At 33.2% G+C, this 15,430-nt stretch carries 27 protein-coding genes and 2 pseudogenes; 28 read left to right on the forward strand and 1 reads right to left on the reverse strand.

Annotation, left to right across the window (positions count from 1 at the left end; genetic code table 11):
- Positions 1 to 253 precede the first annotated feature (253 nt).
- The 6 genes and pseudogenes from KFT32_RS26140 to KFT32_RS26160 all read left to right on the forward strand — a co-directional run bounded on the left by KFT32_RS26140 (position 254) and on the right by KFT32_RS26160 (position 3,478).
- Positions 254 to 457: a hypothetical protein gene (locus KFT32_RS26140; RefSeq protein ID WP_211750272.1), complete on the forward strand. Its 204-nt coding sequence runs from the start codon at positions 254 to 256 to the stop codon at positions 455 to 457.
- 31 nt (positions 458 to 488) lie between these two features.
- Positions 489 to 1,439: a DNA cytosine methyltransferase gene (locus tag KFT32_RS26145; RefSeq protein WP_283246475.1), complete on the forward strand. Its 951-nt coding sequence runs from the start codon at positions 489 to 491 to the stop codon at positions 1,437 to 1,439.
- A gap of 170 nt (positions 1,440 to 1,609) precedes the next feature.
- Entirely contained in the window at positions 1,610 to 1,858 is a 249-nt protein-coding gene (locus KFT32_RS26150; protein ID WP_249436156.1) for an excalibur calcium-binding domain-containing protein, read from the forward strand.
- Positions 1,859 to 2,026: 168 nt separating this feature from the next.
- Positions 2,027 to 2,851, forward strand: a pseudogene (locus KFT32_RS26155) (ComEC/Rec2 family competence protein); the annotation flags it as partial.
- Positions 2,852 to 3,127: 276 nt separating this feature from the next.
- Positions 3,128 to 3,249, forward strand: a pseudogene (locus KFT32_RS27765) (excalibur calcium-binding domain-containing protein); the annotation flags it as partial.
- 16 nt (positions 3,250 to 3,265) lie between these two features.
- On the forward strand, positions 3,266 to 3,478 hold the full coding sequence (locus KFT32_RS26160; protein ID WP_211750274.1) for a DUF3006 domain-containing protein: 213 nt from the start codon (positions 3,266 to 3,268) through the stop codon (positions 3,476 to 3,478).
- Between the two features lie 268 nt (positions 3,479 to 3,746).
- On the opposite strand, the gene KFT32_RS26165 is transcribed toward KFT32_RS26160, so the two are convergent.
- Positions 3,747 to 4,730: a hypothetical protein gene (locus tag KFT32_RS26165; RefSeq protein ID WP_211750275.1), complete on the reverse strand. Its 984-nt coding sequence runs from the start codon at positions 4,728 to 4,730 to the stop codon at positions 3,747 to 3,749.
- Between the two features lie 190 nt (positions 4,731 to 4,920).
- On the opposite strand from KFT32_RS26165, the gene KFT32_RS26170 reads away from it, so the two are divergent.
- From KFT32_RS26170 to KFT32_RS26275, 22 genes are all read left to right on the forward strand, one after another.
- Positions 4,921 to 5,217, forward strand: coding sequence for a hypothetical protein (locus KFT32_RS26170; protein WP_211750276.1), 297 nt, complete (start codon positions 4,921 to 4,923; stop codon positions 5,215 to 5,217).
- 167 nt (positions 5,218 to 5,384) lie between these two features.
- Positions 5,385 to 5,861 (forward strand): hypothetical protein, encoded by a 477-nt coding sequence (locus KFT32_RS26175; RefSeq protein ID WP_211750277.1) that lies wholly within the window; start codon positions 5,385 to 5,387, stop codon positions 5,859 to 5,861.
- 52 nt (positions 5,862 to 5,913) lie between these two features.
- Positions 5,914 to 6,327, forward strand: a complete 414-nt coding sequence (locus KFT32_RS26180; protein WP_211750278.1) for a hypothetical protein — start codon at positions 5,914 to 5,916, stop codon at positions 6,325 to 6,327.
- A 403-nt stretch (positions 6,328 to 6,730) separates the two neighbouring features.
- Positions 6,731 to 7,207: a hypothetical protein gene (locus KFT32_RS26185; protein WP_211750279.1), complete on the forward strand. Its 477-nt coding sequence runs from the start codon at positions 6,731 to 6,733 to the stop codon at positions 7,205 to 7,207.
- A 73-nt stretch (positions 7,208 to 7,280) separates the two neighbouring features.
- Positions 7,281 to 7,493, forward strand: a complete 213-nt coding sequence (locus KFT32_RS26190) for a hypothetical protein (RefSeq protein ID WP_211750280.1) — start codon at positions 7,281 to 7,283, stop codon at positions 7,491 to 7,493.
- A 13-nt stretch (positions 7,494 to 7,506) separates the two neighbouring features.
- Complete coding sequence (locus KFT32_RS26195) at positions 7,507 to 7,734, forward strand: hypothetical protein (protein WP_211750281.1); 228 nt, start codon at positions 7,507 to 7,509, stop codon at positions 7,732 to 7,734.
- Between the two features lie 39 nt (positions 7,735 to 7,773).
- A complete protein-coding gene (locus KFT32_RS26200; protein WP_211750282.1) occupies positions 7,774 to 7,926 on the forward strand; it encodes a hypothetical protein in 153 nt (50 codons plus the stop codon).
- Positions 7,927 to 8,007: 81 nt separating this feature from the next.
- Entirely contained in the window at positions 8,008 to 8,214 is a 207-nt protein-coding gene (locus KFT32_RS26205; RefSeq protein ID WP_211750283.1) for a hypothetical protein, read from the forward strand.
- Between the two features lie 516 nt (positions 8,215 to 8,730).
- Complete coding sequence (locus tag KFT32_RS26210; RefSeq protein WP_211750284.1) at positions 8,731 to 9,600, forward strand: hypothetical protein; 870 nt, start codon at positions 8,731 to 8,733, stop codon at positions 9,598 to 9,600.
- Positions 9,601 to 9,734: 134 nt separating this feature from the next.
- Positions 9,735 to 10,376, forward strand: a complete 642-nt coding sequence (locus KFT32_RS26215) for an outer membrane protein assembly factor BamD (RefSeq protein WP_211750285.1) — start codon at positions 9,735 to 9,737, stop codon at positions 10,374 to 10,376.
- Positions 10,377 to 10,483: 107 nt separating this feature from the next.
- Positions 10,484 to 10,672, forward strand: coding sequence for a hypothetical protein (locus KFT32_RS26220; RefSeq protein ID WP_211750286.1), 189 nt, complete (start codon positions 10,484 to 10,486; stop codon positions 10,670 to 10,672).
- A gap of 183 nt (positions 10,673 to 10,855) precedes the next feature.
- On the forward strand, positions 10,856 to 11,308 hold the full coding sequence (locus tag KFT32_RS26225) for a ribonuclease H family protein (RefSeq protein WP_211750287.1): 453 nt from the start codon (positions 10,856 to 10,858) through the stop codon (positions 11,306 to 11,308).
- Positions 11,309 to 11,336: 28 nt separating this feature from the next.
- The gene (locus KFT32_RS26230) at positions 11,337 to 11,624 is read left to right on the forward strand and encodes a hypothetical protein (protein ID WP_211750288.1); all 288 of its coding nucleotides are present in this window, start codon (positions 11,337 to 11,339) and stop codon (positions 11,622 to 11,624) included.
- Between the two features lie 293 nt (positions 11,625 to 11,917).
- Positions 11,918 to 12,442, forward strand: coding sequence for a DUF3841 domain-containing protein (locus KFT32_RS26235; RefSeq protein WP_211750289.1), 525 nt, complete (start codon positions 11,918 to 11,920; stop codon positions 12,440 to 12,442).
- Between the two features lie 61 nt (positions 12,443 to 12,503).
- Positions 12,504 to 12,710, forward strand: coding sequence for a hypothetical protein (locus tag KFT32_RS26240; protein ID WP_211750290.1), 207 nt, complete (start codon positions 12,504 to 12,506; stop codon positions 12,708 to 12,710).
- A 375-nt stretch (positions 12,711 to 13,085) separates the two neighbouring features.
- On the forward strand, positions 13,086 to 13,538 hold the full coding sequence (locus tag KFT32_RS26245) for a hypothetical protein (RefSeq protein WP_211750291.1): 453 nt from the start codon (positions 13,086 to 13,088) through the stop codon (positions 13,536 to 13,538).
- Between the two features lie 30 nt (positions 13,539 to 13,568).
- Positions 13,569 to 13,748: a hypothetical protein gene (locus KFT32_RS26250; protein ID WP_211750292.1), complete on the forward strand. Its 180-nt coding sequence runs from the start codon at positions 13,569 to 13,571 to the stop codon at positions 13,746 to 13,748.
- A 30-nt stretch (positions 13,749 to 13,778) separates the two neighbouring features.
- Positions 13,779 to 13,979, forward strand: a complete 201-nt coding sequence (locus KFT32_RS26255) for a hypothetical protein (RefSeq protein ID WP_211750293.1) — start codon at positions 13,779 to 13,781, stop codon at positions 13,977 to 13,979.
- Positions 13,980 to 13,984: 5 nt separating this feature from the next.
- Positions 13,985 to 14,146: a hypothetical protein gene (locus tag KFT32_RS26260; protein WP_211750294.1), complete on the forward strand. Its 162-nt coding sequence runs from the start codon at positions 13,985 to 13,987 to the stop codon at positions 14,144 to 14,146.
- Between the two features lie 32 nt (positions 14,147 to 14,178).
- Positions 14,179 to 14,370, forward strand: coding sequence for a hypothetical protein (locus KFT32_RS26265; protein ID WP_211750295.1), 192 nt, complete (start codon positions 14,179 to 14,181; stop codon positions 14,368 to 14,370).
- On the forward strand, positions 14,363 to 14,503 hold the full coding sequence (locus tag KFT32_RS26270) for a hypothetical protein (RefSeq protein ID WP_211750296.1): 141 nt from the start codon (positions 14,363 to 14,365) through the stop codon (positions 14,501 to 14,503). Before KFT32_RS26265 ends, KFT32_RS26270 begins: the two co-directional genes overlap by 8 nt.
- A gap of 614 nt (positions 14,504 to 15,117) precedes the next feature.
- Positions 15,118 to 15,430: hypothetical protein (locus KFT32_RS26275; protein ID WP_211750297.1), on the forward strand; the 313-nt coding region annotated here is incomplete at its 3' end.

Consider the following 15,430-nt stretch of genomic DNA (forward strand, 5'->3'; position numbering starts at 1 on the left):
GCATTACATAGATAAAAATTTAGCGAAATGGAATATAGACAAGGAGGCTTAAATTAGGCAAAATAAAAATCGTCAGTATAATCCATATATGAAGGGGTCACTTCTTTATGATTCAATTCAGTACAACTACTCCTCTTGTTATAATTAATTATACAAATTCACTTTAGAAATAAAAATAATTAACTTGATAATTTATTGATCCTGTATTATAATGGAAATAAGAAGAAAACAAAACAAATTGGAGGCGTTCAAAATGAACAACAAATTTCTAGATGAAAAAGTGGTTGAGTTAGCAGCAAAATTCATGTTTCAAGCCTATGGAGCAATCTCTGCAAGCACAGCATTTGATATGGCTGTAGGTGAAGCAGAAGTTGAGTTTGATACTGATATCGATGCTAAGTTTAACGATAGCTACAAAAAAAGAATTGAAACGTTGTACAATAAATTAAACAGTTAAAAATAAAAATAATCTATTTATTGATATGGAGATGGTTGGTATAAAGGTATTAAGTTTGTTTGACGGCATGAGTTGTGGTCAGATAGCTCTAAACAGAGCTGGTTTTAAAGTTGATAAGTATTATGCAAGTGAAATTAATAATCACAGCATATTCATTACACAGAAGAACTATCCAAACACAATCCAGCTTGGAAACGTAGAAGATTTAAACTATGATAGTCTTATGGATATTGGCCAGATTGACTTATTACTTGGAGGAAGTCCGTGTCAGAATTTATCCATTAGCAATATAGACAGAAAAGAACATAGTAATGGTTTAGATGGTGAGAAATCAAAATTGTTTTATGAGTATGTTAGAGTTAAGAATACAGTGAAACCAAAGTATTTCTTATTAGAGAATGTAGAAAGCATGTCAGATGTTGATAAGGATATAATTACGGAAATATTAGAAGTTGAACCTATTATGATTGATTCCGCTGATTTTTCAGCTCAAGACAGGAAAAGATATTACTGGACTAATATTCCAATAACGAATATTAATAAAAATAAAAATAATCTATTTATTAAAAATATTATTGAACCGAGTGTAAATGAAAAATATTATTATTCTCAAACATTTGATCCTGTTGATTCAAGTAAGAAGATAATAACTAGGTTACATGTTAACACACATGATTTATCCAAAAGAGTTTACAATCTCGATAAGAAGTGTGCAACGTTAACAGCATGTAGAGGCGGATACAGACAGAAGAAAATTTATCTGCCAGATGAAAATAGGATTAGAAAGTTAACTCCGTTAGAGTATGAGCGGCTCCAAACTGTCCCAGAAGGATATACGGAAGGAGTCGCAGATAGTCATAGATACAATATGTTGGGTGATGGATGGACTGTCGATGTAATAGCTTATATATTAAGTCATATGAAAGGCTTTGAGTATCAAACAGAATTAGAAAGCAAATACATAGCAACATTAAATACATAGTAATGTTAAGAAGTCCTAAATGGGCTTCTTTTTCTTTATGAAATGTCACTTTATAATCATGACTTAATATCCAGCATCTTGAAGAAATAGAGCAATAGAGGTATATTTAATTTGCTAATATTTGGAGAGGAAGTGCTGTTATTAATATTAAGAAGGTAACTGTTACGTTTCTGGCGTTTGGTCTTATCATTGGATCAACTGTAGGTTTGGGTAGTAGTGTGGCAGAAGCTAAGGAGAAAGTAGTTACATATAAAAACTGCACAGAGTTAAATAAAGTGTATAAAGGTGGCGTAGCACGATCATCTTCTGTTAAAAATAAAGGTGGAAAAACGAAATACAAACCTCATGTTTCTAAAGCAATCTATGAGGCCAATAAAAAAAGTGACAGAGACAAAGATGGTATAGCTTGTGAAAAATAAGTAGATTGTTTAGTTGATAGACTCTTCTAGTGTTGAAGGGTCTATTTTACTTTGTGGGTTTTCATGAGTAATTGTTATAAGCAATCATGTAAATTTTTAACTTACCTTTTACTACAAATTATATAATAATTAGATCACAATAAGTAAATTTAAGTATGGGGGATTATCATGCAGAACTTTGCAACAAAATTTAGGAAGAATAGTTTTTATGTTTTAATTGTATGTTTAGTATTTCTTGTTATTAGTGGATGTGGCTCAACAACAGCAGCACCGATAGAAAATAACACATCTGCTCCTCAGACAAAAGATTCACCAACGAGTAATGACGACATTAATAAAAATAAAAATGAAGAAAAAACAGATGCAGTCACACCTTCTCAAACCACTACTAAAGGTAAACTAACTGTTCACTACATAGATGTTGGGCAAGGAGCATCGCAACTTATACAAACGCCTAGTGGTAAAACAATGCTTATAGATGGAGGCAATAACGATGATGAGCAGCGTATCGTTAGCTATCTGAAAAAACAAGGCGTAAAGAAAGTAGATGTTCTTATTGGAACACATCCAGATGCCGATCATGTCGGTGGACTCGATGCCGTAGTAGATGCTTTTGATATCGGAAAGATCTATATGCCAAAAGTGTCATCCAATACAAAAACATATGAATCATTACTTACTTCAATTAAGAATAAGAACCTAAAGGTTACGACAGCTAAAGCAGGAATAACTATTGATTTAGATAATCAACTTGATATCAAAATGATTGCTCCTGTTAAAACTTATGATGACAAAAATGAAATGAGCGCTGTTATTAAGCTTACTTTTGGCAAAAACTCTTTCTTGTTTACAGGAGATGCTGAGTCTGGAAGCGAAAGCGATATGATAGACAGTGGTGCGAACCTAAAATCAGATGTGCTACTCGTAGGTCATCACGGTTCGAATTCATCAACTAGCCAGGCGTTCCTAAATGCCGTTAACCCTACGTATGCTGTCATTCAAGTAGGAGAAAATAGTTATGGTCATCCGACAAGCGATATTTTGAAACGACTCAATAGCAAAAATATCAAAATTTATCGTAACGATTTGCAGGGAACGATTGTCTTTACTTCCGATGGAACTACCATCAAACCATCTGTAAGTGAGTGGAAGTATACTTCAACGGCTAAACAAGAAGAAACAAACAGTCAAAAATCAGATACCACATCATCAACTAAAAAAGAACCTGCAGCAAGTACAGAAACGAAGACAAAAACCGAAACCAATACGAATGTCTACTAAAAAATTGTGACGCTGTAAGAGCAGCTGGTAAAGATCCGTTGTATGAAGGTGACCCAGGTTATAGTACGAAACTTGATAGGGATAAAGATGGTGTGGCATGCGAGAGATAAACAGGAGGTTTTTTGAATGCAGGGAATCGTTGATCGATTTGAAGGGGATTATGCGATAATTGAGATAGATGGAAAGACACGTGATGTTGCTAAATCTATTGTAAATTCATCTGTCAAAGTGGGGGATGTGGTTACTTTGGTGGATGGAATATGGAAGCCTAACTTGACGGAAACAGAAGAACGAGAGAAGCAAATTAAGCATCTCATGGATGATGTTTGGGAAGATTGATAGAGAACTTAATCATATGTAATAACATTCGCTCATAATAAAAACCCGATTTCATTTAGATTCGGGTTATTTTTATTTATTTCTAAAATTTCAGGTAAAAATGGTCATAAGTTATAATATCATCTATTTAGGAAGTATTCAGATAAAGTTATGTTCAAACAAGAGATGAAGTTTTAGCATTACTGTTTATGTAGAAATATAAAAAGTTGATATTAATGAAAAAATAAAAAGGCACCCAGTTGTGGATGCCTCTCTCTAAATGATTGTTTTATTGATCGACTTTACTTACATTATACACTTTCTTATATGAATACTTTAGGCCGCCATCAATTTCAATACCGAAATAACTCAAAGCCATAATTGCTACCTTGGGGAGTATTGCGTGGCTATACGCACCGTGGAATACTGAAGTTGTCCCTGATTCTGTCGCTTTAATACGTCCTTCATTTCCTAAGTAGCCAACATGCTTGCCTTCGTATGATCTAAGGTCAACTACACCAGTTCCGCCAACTATTTCTTCGTCAATACTATGGAATCCAAAGTTCATCCATACGTTATAGTTAGTGTCATATAAGTCATATTTACCATTGGTTCCAACTACAACAGTTTTTTGATGATTACTGATACCCATTGTATCTTTATAAACATTAAAAGGAGTTTCACTCCATCTAAAGTTATTCTTTAGAGAGTACTTATATTCTTTTCCATTTGCGGTTGTTCCTATATATGTAACTGTACCCCAAATTTTCATTCTGTTATCACTTGTTCCATCACTTGCATTTAGTGCAGAAATCAATTCTTCTTCTAATAATTGGTCAACCGCTCTTGTAAAGGGTAGGTTAGTTGTTTTATAGTCTTCAACCATCAGTTTTTTGACTTTTTCTTTAGTTCTTTCATTAACCGGATATTCAGCACCGTCCAAGGTAGTGTAACTCACTTGAACATTAGTGTAATTTTCGTCTACTCGAATTCCGCCTTGTTCTAAAATTTCATCCATCATACTAGGTGATAGATCTTTAATTTCGTCATCTGAGTATCCGATAAGTTTTAAGCCTTCTATTTTTTGATTGTTATCTAAAATTTCTGGATTAGAGATACCTTTAATTCGGCCGTCTGCATATTGCTGAATTGTGTAGTCTCCTACCATAATTTCTTTCGTACTAATTTCTGCGGCACTAGTCTTCCCAACTGGAAATAATAAGCCAGCTGAAAAAAGTGCTGTGGTAGATAAAACTAATAAAAACTTTCTCATGATGTGATAATTCCTCCTGTGATGTACGTTATTGACGCGATTATTAATATTACATTAATAAATTATTAACTAAAAGTTAATAATAACCAAAAATGTGAATGAGTTGTGAATAAATATTAATTTTCTTTGTTAAATTAATGTGTTATAATCTCCCAATATTCAATTATTCATAAATGGAGGCTATTTTAACTTGAGAAAAACATTACTACTTCTGTCAGTCATAACTTCAATCTCCCTTTTATCTGCTTGCAACAACATGGGTGGTATCGTCTCGAATACTTTAACAGAAATCAATGAAGATAATCTTGTAATCAATAATGGTAGCAAAGAGATAACAATTAAATTCCCTGAAGTCATGGCTCCTCTATTAAACAAGGAAACTGTCTATGTGATTAATTACGAAGTAAAAGGTTTCAGTAAAGAGGCTAAATTGACGGAGATAAGTATAGATGAAATTCAATCAGAAGAATTGAAAAAAAACCAATAATATAATTGCTTAAAGTAATATTGAATTTTTAATAAGGTTTGTTTTAGAAGAGAAGTCCTTAATGGGCTTTTTTCTTTTTCAAATATAGATTTTATATGAGAACATTGCATAATCTATCGCATACTTAATTAAGTAATTACCCGTCTAGCAATTATTATAGTGAGCAATTGGATAAAGTATATGAAGATTATTTGCAAAATGAATTACCATATTTGCCTAAATTAGAGTCTGAATCAGAGATTCAACCAATGGTTATTGGTCCCATTATTGGTCAGCTTGTTAAATTTACTTTCCAACAACTAGCTAAGAGAGGGACTGCCGCTGCAGTATCCGTTACAGCTAGAAATGTTGCAACAAATATAACTAAGCATGCAATTGATGAGGCTATTAAGGATGGTATAACCACATTAATGATCGACAACTTACTATCTAACAAAGCTTCAGGTATGTGGGCAATTGAAAAGTACTATGATTTTCAGACTGGCGCGCGTGTAGTATATGATCCTAACAACAAAATTGTCGCAATCTTAGACCGAGATGAGAACAATATGTTTACAATTTATAATGATACTGGTAAATATACTATAAACGATCGTGTGAATGTTACGAAACGTTGGTGGAAATCAACTTGGAATTTTAAATAATTGATATATAATAACTTTTATATTTTAACTTACGATTTAAAGGAGCAATAGAATGGCTAAACTGCGGGATAAAGAGAAGATTGGTAACTATATTGAGTTCTCCTTTTTAAAGTGCATCCCAGGTGACTATGAAGGTTGTCAACTTAATTTCAAGTATTACACGGATGATAAGAAAATTTATGAGCTGGATTTTGCGTGGACAAATCTGACGATTAAAAATTATATTGAGGTAACATCAAATTTTCCGGTTGAAATGTTAAACAATTTTATATTAAATAATTTGTATACTTCTTTTGAAAATCACCTTAATAAATTGGAATGGACTGAACTTAAAGAAGAGAAAGCATATAGACTTAGATTCTCTGGATCTCAACAAGACTTCTCATTAAATGTAGTTGATGATGTAGTCAGACAGTTTGGCCATGATTTAGAGGCAGAGTGGGAAGAAGGACTTAGTTTAGCATAAAAGATAAAGGCAGCTTGTTAACCTAGCGTAGGTTTCAGGTTGTCTTTTGTTTATTTAACTACTCTTAGCAATGGAGGTTTTTAATGGATAACGTAAATATTTAAAAATAAAAATAATTTAGTTATATACAAATAAAATGTGTTGATGTATAATACAGATATAGGAAAAACAAACCAATTGATGGAGGTAAACGAAATGTTAATCACGCTCTCAATTGTTGGATACATAGCAAGCATCGTTATAATCGCAGGATTCTTCAAAGAAGCAAACCGCAAACAATTATCTTGAAATACCCATTTCATGAAGATTGAAATGTATAAACATACATCATGACATACATAAATAATGGATAAGGTTGTATATTTAATAGTTAAAAATAATATATATGAAGGTTGGGTTTCTAATGGATAAACTCGAAGCTGCCATCAAAAGGGTTGAAAGATATGAAGCAAAAATTTCAATTCAAACTGAAATACTTAAAAATCTAGGAGCTAATCCACTCGATTCGTGGAAGAATCACCCTGATGGCTCGGCAGAAAGAATTGCAGCGGTTGAGATCATGACGCTAGAGAGAGATTTAGATAGAGCCAAACAAGCTTTGTTAAAACGTAAAAATATTGAATCCAAGAAAACAGATAAAGGAGTAAACGAATCGAAAGGAAAAGCTAATTCTTCAAATTGGATGAAGTCAAAGACTGGCATGTGGCATAAAGTAGGATTCGAAATAGACACTAAAAAATACCCATCATGTCAAAGTTACAACCTTGACAGACCGAATGCACTTTACGGTGAAGCCTTTGATATTCCACCTGAGAATGAACGTGTTTGCAAGAAATGCAAGGGTGCCAATTCGGGAAAAGGATGGACGCATATCAAGTAGTATATCTCTCTTTATTCCAAATAAAACGCAGATTTAATAGTTAAAAATAATATAAATAAGGAGATTACTTATTATGAATAAATACGTTGGACTAAAATGGATGAATAAAGATGGAGACAGACTTGCTATATATGCATTCAATCAAGAAGATGGAGTATATCTTAGCAGATATGAAGACAGTACCCATCAGTTTGCCGACAGTATTCTAACTGAAGAAGAATTAGCCGAAGAATTCAACAGTCAAGCATTCAGAGAGAAGTTCTTTCAGTACATGGTTACTTTGTAGTCGGTGTGGTCATATGAAAATAGTTAACAAGAGCGTTAAGTCCTTTGAAGAAGGGAAAAAATATATATTTATTGCTAATACAATCAAAGTAAAAGAGGTTCATAAATGGGCTGAGTTGGTGGATGGCCAGCCTGTAACAGTTCGGCTCCAATGCCTGGGAATTGTCACTATGAAAAGAGAAGGGAAAGAGCCCAGAGAAATGAGAGTTCTTCCCCACATGTGTTATGAGGTAACCTTGTAAAAGAGTGATTTTAATAAATTGAGAAGGGATTGGTAGCGTATGAAAGAACTCTATGCAAAAGTGTTCATGTATGTAGAAAATAAGGAAGGCAAATCAAAAAATGAACTAGAAGAAGAACTTTATAAGCTGTTAGATGATTTTGCTGATAAGAACGGAATTAGTTTTCATATTAATGATACAGACCTACAATAGATAAAATAGAACATACGTAGATTCTGAATAAAATTCTTGTTTTATCTTAATTAAATAAAAATACATAGGACGGTGTAATTAATGGATATTGTTCAGATTGATAATACAATACATATACCAGAACTAGAGCAAGTCTCAGGCTCCTGGGTCATAAGTCGAAAAGATGGTACGGTTATTGGTGAATTTTGCGAACGTTCTAATGTTGAAAAGTTCAATCCAGAAACCTGCATTGTTGAAACATCTCAGCAATACTTGTCGCGTATTAACCGAACATTAAAAGAATCATAATAAAATGCTTATTTTATAGGAGGAAAGCAGGTGAAAATAAACTATTATGAGCTCATTAGAGCCATTAGGGTAACAATAATAAATAAGATCAGAGCTGGAGCAACTAAACAAGATATAGAGAACCACAAAGAACTATTATTAAAGCAATGGAAGCATCAACATATACAACACTACATCAAGAGTATTGATTACGATGAAGTAAAGATTCTATATAAGTTATAATATAAAAATAATGGAGTTGATAATGTGAAGTATGTTCTTATCGATCAACAATGCTCCTCCTATCATAACAAGAAAGCATACATAAAAAAGGGGAATGAAGACGAAATCACGTTCGATATAAATAAAGCTCAGTTGTTTGATGAGCACTATGTAAATGTAGTAATTAGCCTCAATAATAACTTTAAGAGTGAACCAGCAATACTAGTGAAAAATTCAAGATTTAAACCATTGCTCAAGTCTCTGTTAGTTCGTGCTTAACTTTAAAAAACAATAAAATTAGAGGAGATGTTTATCATGACTAATGTAATGACCTTGGAGAAATCTTTTATTATTGAGGATCGCAATAAGTATATCAACCGTATTGACATCTTAGGTAAGATCAAGCCTGTTACATCGATATTACCAGATGGAGAGAATATGACAATCAAAGCAGCAGCGAAATATTACGAAGTGGATCGTAGTGTAATTGAGAGACAATTAGCCAGGCATAAGGATGAATTTGAGCAAGATGGAGTAAGAACAGTTACCAAGCATGACAGCGAATTTGAGCTTTATGCGCCTGTTTTAACTTCTGGGCAACATGTAGTTAAGTTAGTATCTAGACGCGCTCTATTGCGCCTGGGAATGCTTCTAACAATGAGTCAAGTCGCTCAAAAGGTAAGAGACTATCTTGTTAATTTAGATGTATTAATGGAAGAAGAGGAACCAAAGCAAACGAAACGTGAACGAAATAGAAATCATTCAACATTTTATATGGAGCATAGAGGATTATCAAAAGATGTTATAACCAATCTACAGCCTTCTTACAGTGTAGAGGAAGGAATACATAGTAATACAGACCAAATCTTAAAAGGTCTGATGGCGCAACTAGAGACTTACAAAGTAAACATAGGATTAGTCAATGATATGTCTTTACGTATTAAAGAATTAGAGTATGAATTGAATCTAAAAACAATATTAGCCGATGATCAGCAAAACGTGATTGAAGCTCAAGAAAAAACAATTAACAGGCTGAAACGCGACAACAAAAACCTTAATGCGGATGTGAAGGCAATTCAGAAAATTGTGTTTAGAAATATGATGGATAAAGAGCGTATTCAATTAGAAGAAAAAGATACTAGAACATACAAAATAGATGCAAGTAGTGGACTTATAAATAACTAAAATGTTTAGAGATGTCTTATGGGCATCTCTTTTTATTTATGTTATATAGGTCTTAAGGCATGATAAAATTAAAAAAAGTAGACCATTTATACCGTTTTATGGTACATTTATGTAAAAATGTGGAGGAAAGATTGATGCTTAGGATTAAAAGAATTATTAGAAATACATCAATAATTTTATTGTTGATAGTTTTATCAGCGTGTGGATTAGATAAGGAGGCAAAACTTCAGGAAGAGGTAGATGTTTTAAGTAAACAAGCCTTTGAATATTACAATCAAAGAAATATTACAGAAACAATAGCAACTTATGAAGAACTTTTATCGGTAAAAAGTAATGATGAATGGGCAATTAGAAGAATAGCTGAATTGAAGAATGAAATAAAAGCAATAGAAGGAATAAAAGAATTTAGAGATGAGCTTTATACCATAAGAAAAGAGAGGTTGCGCAGTGGAATTGCCGTTACCGCAACTGACTTGAAATTTATAGTAGAAGATATTAAGACACTAACAAACGATTTTGAGAATTTAGAAATTAATTATACGGGTGATATTTCTACATATGTTAGCAATATGAAAGAAAGCGTAGCATATACATTCATGAAACGAGAGATTAATAGTGAATCGTTTGAAAATGCAGAGTCGGAAGATGCTCTGTCAGCAATTGATGAGAGAATTGGACTAGCAAATGCTATAACTACAGCCCGTTCTAGAAACTACCTCAACGAACAGATAGATGATATTCTGGATGAAAAATTGCCAGACTTAAATTATGAATAATATACTGACGGCTCTTGTGTAAACAAGGGTCTTTTTGTATGAGATGTTACTTGCAAATGAAGTATAATAAGGTTAAAGCGATCTTATTGTAGAAAGGAGTGTAAAAGATGAAGAAATCACTAAGTACAGACTTAGATTTTTTTGTAGAGTGTGTGGCACAATCCAAGGTAGCTGTTTACGATATGACAGGTAAATTAGTTGATTATGGTGGAGTGATACAGAAATACTCAAATAAAGCAGTTAAGCTAGGGGATACATACTACTTTAGAGACTTGTATGAGTTTAAAGCAAAATAGACAATTTCAACTGAAGCAGTTACTGAACTATAAATCCAATTTCAAATTTCTAAAATAAAAATAACTTAGTTGTTTACAAGCGAAGATAAGCATTGTATAATACAGATATAGGAAATAACAAATTGTTCCAATACATAGTAAGTCTTCGTGAAAGCCTGAATTTATAAAGAAAGGTGGATACACTTGAGGAAAAAATGCTTCACTGCATGGTTTGATGGATCTATTGATCATATAAATCAAAAAGCATACATTGGCTACTTGATTATTTCTCCTAACAATAAAGTCATCAGAATGTATTCAAATGAAATATCATATGTAAGTGATATTCAGAGAGTTGAATGCTTGGCATTAAATGAATGTTTGTATTTTGCAAATAGAAGAGGCATAAAAGATATAAAAGTCTATGGTGATTGTAAATATGTAATAGCTGACATCGTATCAGGTAGTGAAAAACGTAAATGTTATAAAAGAACAAAACTTTTGAGAAATGAATTTATAAATTGTGAGCTAATCTTCAAGCCTAGAATTTTCAATAAGTATGCAGATCATCTGTGTAAATTAGCCCGATACGGAACTTATGTGGTTCAAGGTGGGAAATTTAATGGTATGCAATTTGGTAATATGTCATTAGGATAAAAGATTAATTTCAATAGGAGATGGGACAATGAGTAAATCTAAAACAACGTGGGAAGATGTTGTATCTAACGCATTCGAAGAAAGGAAAAATGAGAATGAATTACTATCGCCTTCAAAGTTGGAGTTCAAATACATAGTCGATTATGGACGTATCATATATGATAAATTGCAACTAATGAACAATACTTCGAACATGGCTCACGAAAAAATTATTGATTTTGAAAAGGCTCAAAGGATTATTGACCATCAAAAGAAAACACTTAAAAAAGATATTGAGTACCTGAAGAGTTATTTAGAAATCAATGACGAAAAGTAGATAAAACTATATTTTAATAAGGGGAACAAAAGGGGAGATAAAAATGGAATATGAGATATGGGATAAATCAGAAGAGTATGATGTGATCATATATAAATTGAATATTTGGCTGAAGTAGAAATTAGCACTAAGAAGCTTTTTATTCTTAGAGACTTTCACCGTTACATCTCTGATCTGTCTGAAGACAATATAATAGTTGGAGAGATCGAATATAATGTGGCTTACAAAAGTCTAAAATAACAACAATTAATCAAATGATCCTTTTATAGTAAACCAGAAGGGAAGACAGCTAGATGATTTATTGGAGTATGCAAACCATAGAAGCTTGGGAGGAAGCTCAAGCTAGAGGTTACTTAGAAGGAGATCATGAACGGGCAATGTTCCCTGATTCTTATTTATGGATGATACAACAGATGCAGAAAAGATTGCCGAACTTTAGAGGTGAATATCCAATATGGTTATGGCCGAAGAAACCCGACATGAGGAGTACAGGACACTTTGAGGGTGGAACAAAATGTGTGAGATTAACTATGGATCTTGATAAGAAAGACGTTCTAATATCTGACTTCGATAGGTGGCATATAGTATTAAATAATGGCTTCTGCTCAGACAACGAAAAAGAAGATGATGATTTTGATAACGGAAAACTAAACATCACACTAAAAGAAAGCTGGGAACGAATATTTGAATTTGATAGATATATTGATACTGAATGGGTTGGTAACGGAGAGTGGCTGCAAGGTACAACAGGCAGAATATATTTAGATAAAGTGATAAAGGTAGAACATTTTGTAGCTCGAAAATCGAAAGTTTATTAAATGAATAATTTATCAAGATTTTTAAAAGACAATGGACGCATGTAGCGGAGGAGGGTTGGGAATGAACGAAAGAACGTTTAACAATGAAAAGGATATGTTGCAAGGAAATATAGCAAGATTAAGTATCTCGAAAGACTTGGATGAACTGGAGCGTATGCGCTATTGGGCACATCGACGAATCGATATGATTGCGGATGCCAAGATACAGCAGGTTCGTAATGAAGATCATCGTAATACACAATGCGAAGTTAAGTGCTGCGAAGAATGAGTTTTTTATGAAAAGATTATTTCACACTGAAGCGATGTAGTTTAAATTGAGGGGGTTAATTCATGAAAATCACTTTTAAGACTCCGTTGAAGCCATGGATTGGATCAAATTCTAAGCGAGATTCAAACTTAAATTTAATCGTTTGCCCACAATGTGGTTCGGATGACGTTTGCGCTTATACGCTTGTTCATGGATATGCATATGTAAACGTCAATACTGGAGTAGTGGAGGAATTACCATCTCAGTGTGAATGCTCAGTGAGTGATGCGAGAAGTGAGAGCAAGTATACCTGCTTCAAGTGCAAGCATGAATGGAATGTGAAGAAACAATAAAAGGATTCTTTTATTGTGATTAATTAAAAAGGAGATGTTATACGTGATTCCTAGATATCATGAACGCAATTATGTGGGATGTAAAGAGAATGATGGATATACAATTCATTGGAACTCCGCTGATCCAGATTTAGAGCCAACAGAAACATTCTCGCTCGGATACGGAAACAAGTTTTGCGTGTACTGTTGTTCTCAGTCGTATCCTATTCAAGCCGGATTAAGAAGCGGAGCTTATAGAGATTATAACAGTGAGAGAGATTACACTATAACGGGTTACACTTGCACTTGTGAAGGAGCAGAGAGTGAAAAGTTACTTAGGCAGGAATTAGAAGAACTGAAAGTGAAACAACAAAGCGAAGAGCTAGAATTAAAGAATAAATATTCAAAGTTACTTAAACATAACAAAAGAAAACATTTAGAAATGAAACATGCTTATGAAATGAAAGAGTTAGAGAGAGAAGAGAAATGGTATGAAGAATCGAGAAGCATACGATGAAAGAAGTATTTTACAAGGAGAGGATACTACATGTACTACTATAAGGGAGCAGTTCCAGGAGTAGATAATTTCATTTATTTTAAAAGTGATGTGATAATCAAACAAAATGATGTAGTGGTATTAGATGATAAAAAATATTTCATTGAAAGCATAGAAGACGGATTTCTCCTTCTTCAAAGAGTTGGGGATATCATCTCAGTGGGTGTATAAAATAAGTCTTTTACACAAAGGAGGAGAAGAATGTACACTGGACCATTAACTAAAGGGAAGTTGATTGAGTTACTGAAGGATATACCAGATGATACTTCTATTAATGTGTTGAATGGTGACGGCGAACTCTCAGCAAATGTAGAGATATGGTTCGAGGATCTCCAAACGAGAAAGTTTGTTGAGATTATTGGTAATGAGCCATTGTGGAAGATTAGAGAGAAAAGGAGGTAAGAGAAATGTACACAATCACAAATCAATCTAAACAGTATTTAAGATCAGACTGGGAAGAAGCAAAAGGACTTATTTACACTCATGACATCGAACTAGCAGCAACGTTTAATACATATGAAGAAGCATCACAACACCAGGAAGCCAATGAAATTGTTGTTTTACTATAATTATAAAAATAAAAATAATGGAGGTAATGATAATGTTTAATAGTACATATGATTTCGTGGTTGGTAACGCTGTTGTGGAGTCTGTAGAACGTGCAGGACGTAGTGAGAAAGTTATGAGTAATATTTTGTTGGATAGGGCTTATAAATGGGCTATGGAAGCTCATACAGATGACATTAGAGTGTTTGATCGTGAATCTGGGAAGGAGTATTACTACAATGTATAAGAAGGGAATTAGAAAAGAAGGCAAGTTGCTTGTTTGCGATCATGACGGTGAGTGGGTAGAGCTATTGGAAGCAGCTAGAAGATATCAAAAAGAATCAATTAATTATAAAAATAATGAATATCTTTATTTTTGAAAATGGTGCAAACCTACTATTAATGGAAATATTCTGTTGTGTCGATACATAGAAACAAATACAATATTAATTATAGGGCTGATCTGTCTAAAAGGTCAGCCTATTTTCTAAGATGAAAGGTTTATTTTATTGAGAAAGGATAAAAAATGTTCGATCCAACTAATTATGAATTTGCATTTAATTTATCTAAACACAACTGCTTTAAGAAATTAACAGGGAAGTGTTCTTTGTTGCTTACAGATAGACAACTAAGAAAATATCAAAAAATAGACACAAGCAACAAAAATTCTTTCAACTCGGTACATTATTGTCGGAAACTTCTAGACTATATTAAATTGAATGGAATGCCACTGCCTGTAATAAGCATTGAGAAAAAAACTTGTGGGCACTTTTCAGTTATTGATGGACAGCATAGAATTTGTATAGCAAAAACAAGTGGATTGAATCAAGTTACAGCAACAACCAGCACTTCTGTAGAAAGTGAATGTGCGGTTTGTAGAAACAAAGACTCCAGCTTTTCTTATAGGATTAAGCAGAGGTTGGGAAGGACCAGGGAATATATTAGGTAAAACTAGGTAAAATAACTATTTCATTGGTAGAGGAGTGACTTGTTTTTGGATAAAGTTCCGTTTCTCGTTTTGTTCCTAGTTATATGGGGGATGCTACTTCTTTTTAACAAGTTGCTAATCCCAATTGATGAGGTAGCAGAAGAGGAAGCAAGAGAAAAATTACCTAGATATGTAAGAATTCTAGATATAATTGTCGTTATAATTTTTGTATCAATGGGTGCTGCATTTCAATTATTACCAGATATTTCTGAATCCATTTATTTGTATTTTCCATTATTTGCAGTTCCCTATGGTTACTTTTCGTTTAGGGAGTTGAAGTATAGCAAGAGTGTAGGCAGGTATAAACATTCATTAATTC

Origin of the sequence: Paenibacillus sp. Marseille-Q4541, assembly GCF_018310695.1 — a bacterium.
Classification (GTDB): Bacteria; Bacillota; Bacilli; order Paenibacillales; family Paenibacillaceae; genus Paenibacillus.

What these genes read in the sequence shown, in the direction of transcription:
- KFT32_RS26140 (WP_211750272.1), top strand. Translation starts at nt 254, where the DNA reads ATGAACAACAAATTTCTAGATGAAAAAGTGGTTGAGTTAGCAGCAAAA.
- KFT32_RS26145 (WP_283246475.1), top strand. Translation starts at nt 489, where the DNA reads ATGGTTGGTATAAAGGTATTAAGTTTGTTTGACGGCATGAGTTGTGGT.
- KFT32_RS26160 (WP_211750274.1), top strand. Translation starts at nt 3,266, where the DNA reads ATGCAGGGAATCGTTGATCGATTTGAAGGGGATTATGCGATAATTGAG.
- KFT32_RS26165 (WP_211750275.1), bottom strand. Translation starts at nt 4,730, where the DNA reads ATGAGAAAGTTTTTATTAGTTTTATCTACCACAGCACTTTTTTCAGCT.
- KFT32_RS26180 (WP_211750278.1), top strand. Translation starts at nt 5,914, where the DNA reads ATGGCTAAACTGCGGGATAAAGAGAAGATTGGTAACTATATTGAGTTC.
- KFT32_RS26185 (WP_211750279.1), top strand. Translation starts at nt 6,731, where the DNA reads ATGGATAAACTCGAAGCTGCCATCAAAAGGGTTGAAAGATATGAAGCA.
- KFT32_RS26190 (WP_211750280.1), top strand. Translation starts at nt 7,281, where the DNA reads ATGAATAAATACGTTGGACTAAAATGGATGAATAAAGATGGAGACAGA.
- KFT32_RS26195 (WP_211750281.1), top strand. Translation starts at nt 7,507, where the DNA reads ATGAAAATAGTTAACAAGAGCGTTAAGTCCTTTGAAGAAGGGAAAAAA.
- KFT32_RS26200 (WP_211750282.1), top strand. Translation starts at nt 7,774, where the DNA reads ATGAAAGAACTCTATGCAAAAGTGTTCATGTATGTAGAAAATAAGGAA.
- KFT32_RS26205 (WP_211750283.1), top strand. Translation starts at nt 8,008, where the DNA reads ATGGATATTGTTCAGATTGATAATACAATACATATACCAGAACTAGAG.
- KFT32_RS26210 (WP_211750284.1), top strand. Translation starts at nt 8,731, where the DNA reads ATGACTAATGTAATGACCTTGGAGAAATCTTTTATTATTGAGGATCGC.
- KFT32_RS26215 (WP_211750285.1), top strand. Translation starts at nt 9,735, where the DNA reads ATGCTTAGGATTAAAAGAATTATTAGAAATACATCAATAATTTTATTG.
- KFT32_RS26220 (WP_211750286.1), top strand. Translation starts at nt 10,484, where the DNA reads ATGAAGAAATCACTAAGTACAGACTTAGATTTTTTTGTAGAGTGTGTG.
- KFT32_RS26230 (WP_211750288.1), top strand. Translation starts at nt 11,337, where the DNA reads ATGAGTAAATCTAAAACAACGTGGGAAGATGTTGTATCTAACGCATTC.
- KFT32_RS26235 (WP_211750289.1), top strand. Translation starts at nt 11,918, where the DNA reads ATGATTTATTGGAGTATGCAAACCATAGAAGCTTGGGAGGAAGCTCAA.
- KFT32_RS26240 (WP_211750290.1), top strand. Translation starts at nt 12,504, where the DNA reads ATGAACGAAAGAACGTTTAACAATGAAAAGGATATGTTGCAAGGAAAT.
- KFT32_RS26250 (WP_211750292.1), top strand. Translation starts at nt 13,569, where the DNA reads ATGTACTACTATAAGGGAGCAGTTCCAGGAGTAGATAATTTCATTTAT.
- KFT32_RS26255 (WP_211750293.1), top strand. Translation starts at nt 13,779, where the DNA reads ATGTACACTGGACCATTAACTAAAGGGAAGTTGATTGAGTTACTGAAG.
- KFT32_RS26260 (WP_211750294.1), top strand. Translation starts at nt 13,985, where the DNA reads ATGTACACAATCACAAATCAATCTAAACAGTATTTAAGATCAGACTGG.
- KFT32_RS26265 (WP_211750295.1), top strand. Translation starts at nt 14,179, where the DNA reads ATGTTTAATAGTACATATGATTTCGTGGTTGGTAACGCTGTTGTGGAG.
- KFT32_RS26270 (WP_211750296.1), top strand. Translation starts at nt 14,363, where the DNA reads ATGTATAAGAAGGGAATTAGAAAAGAAGGCAAGTTGCTTGTTTGCGAT.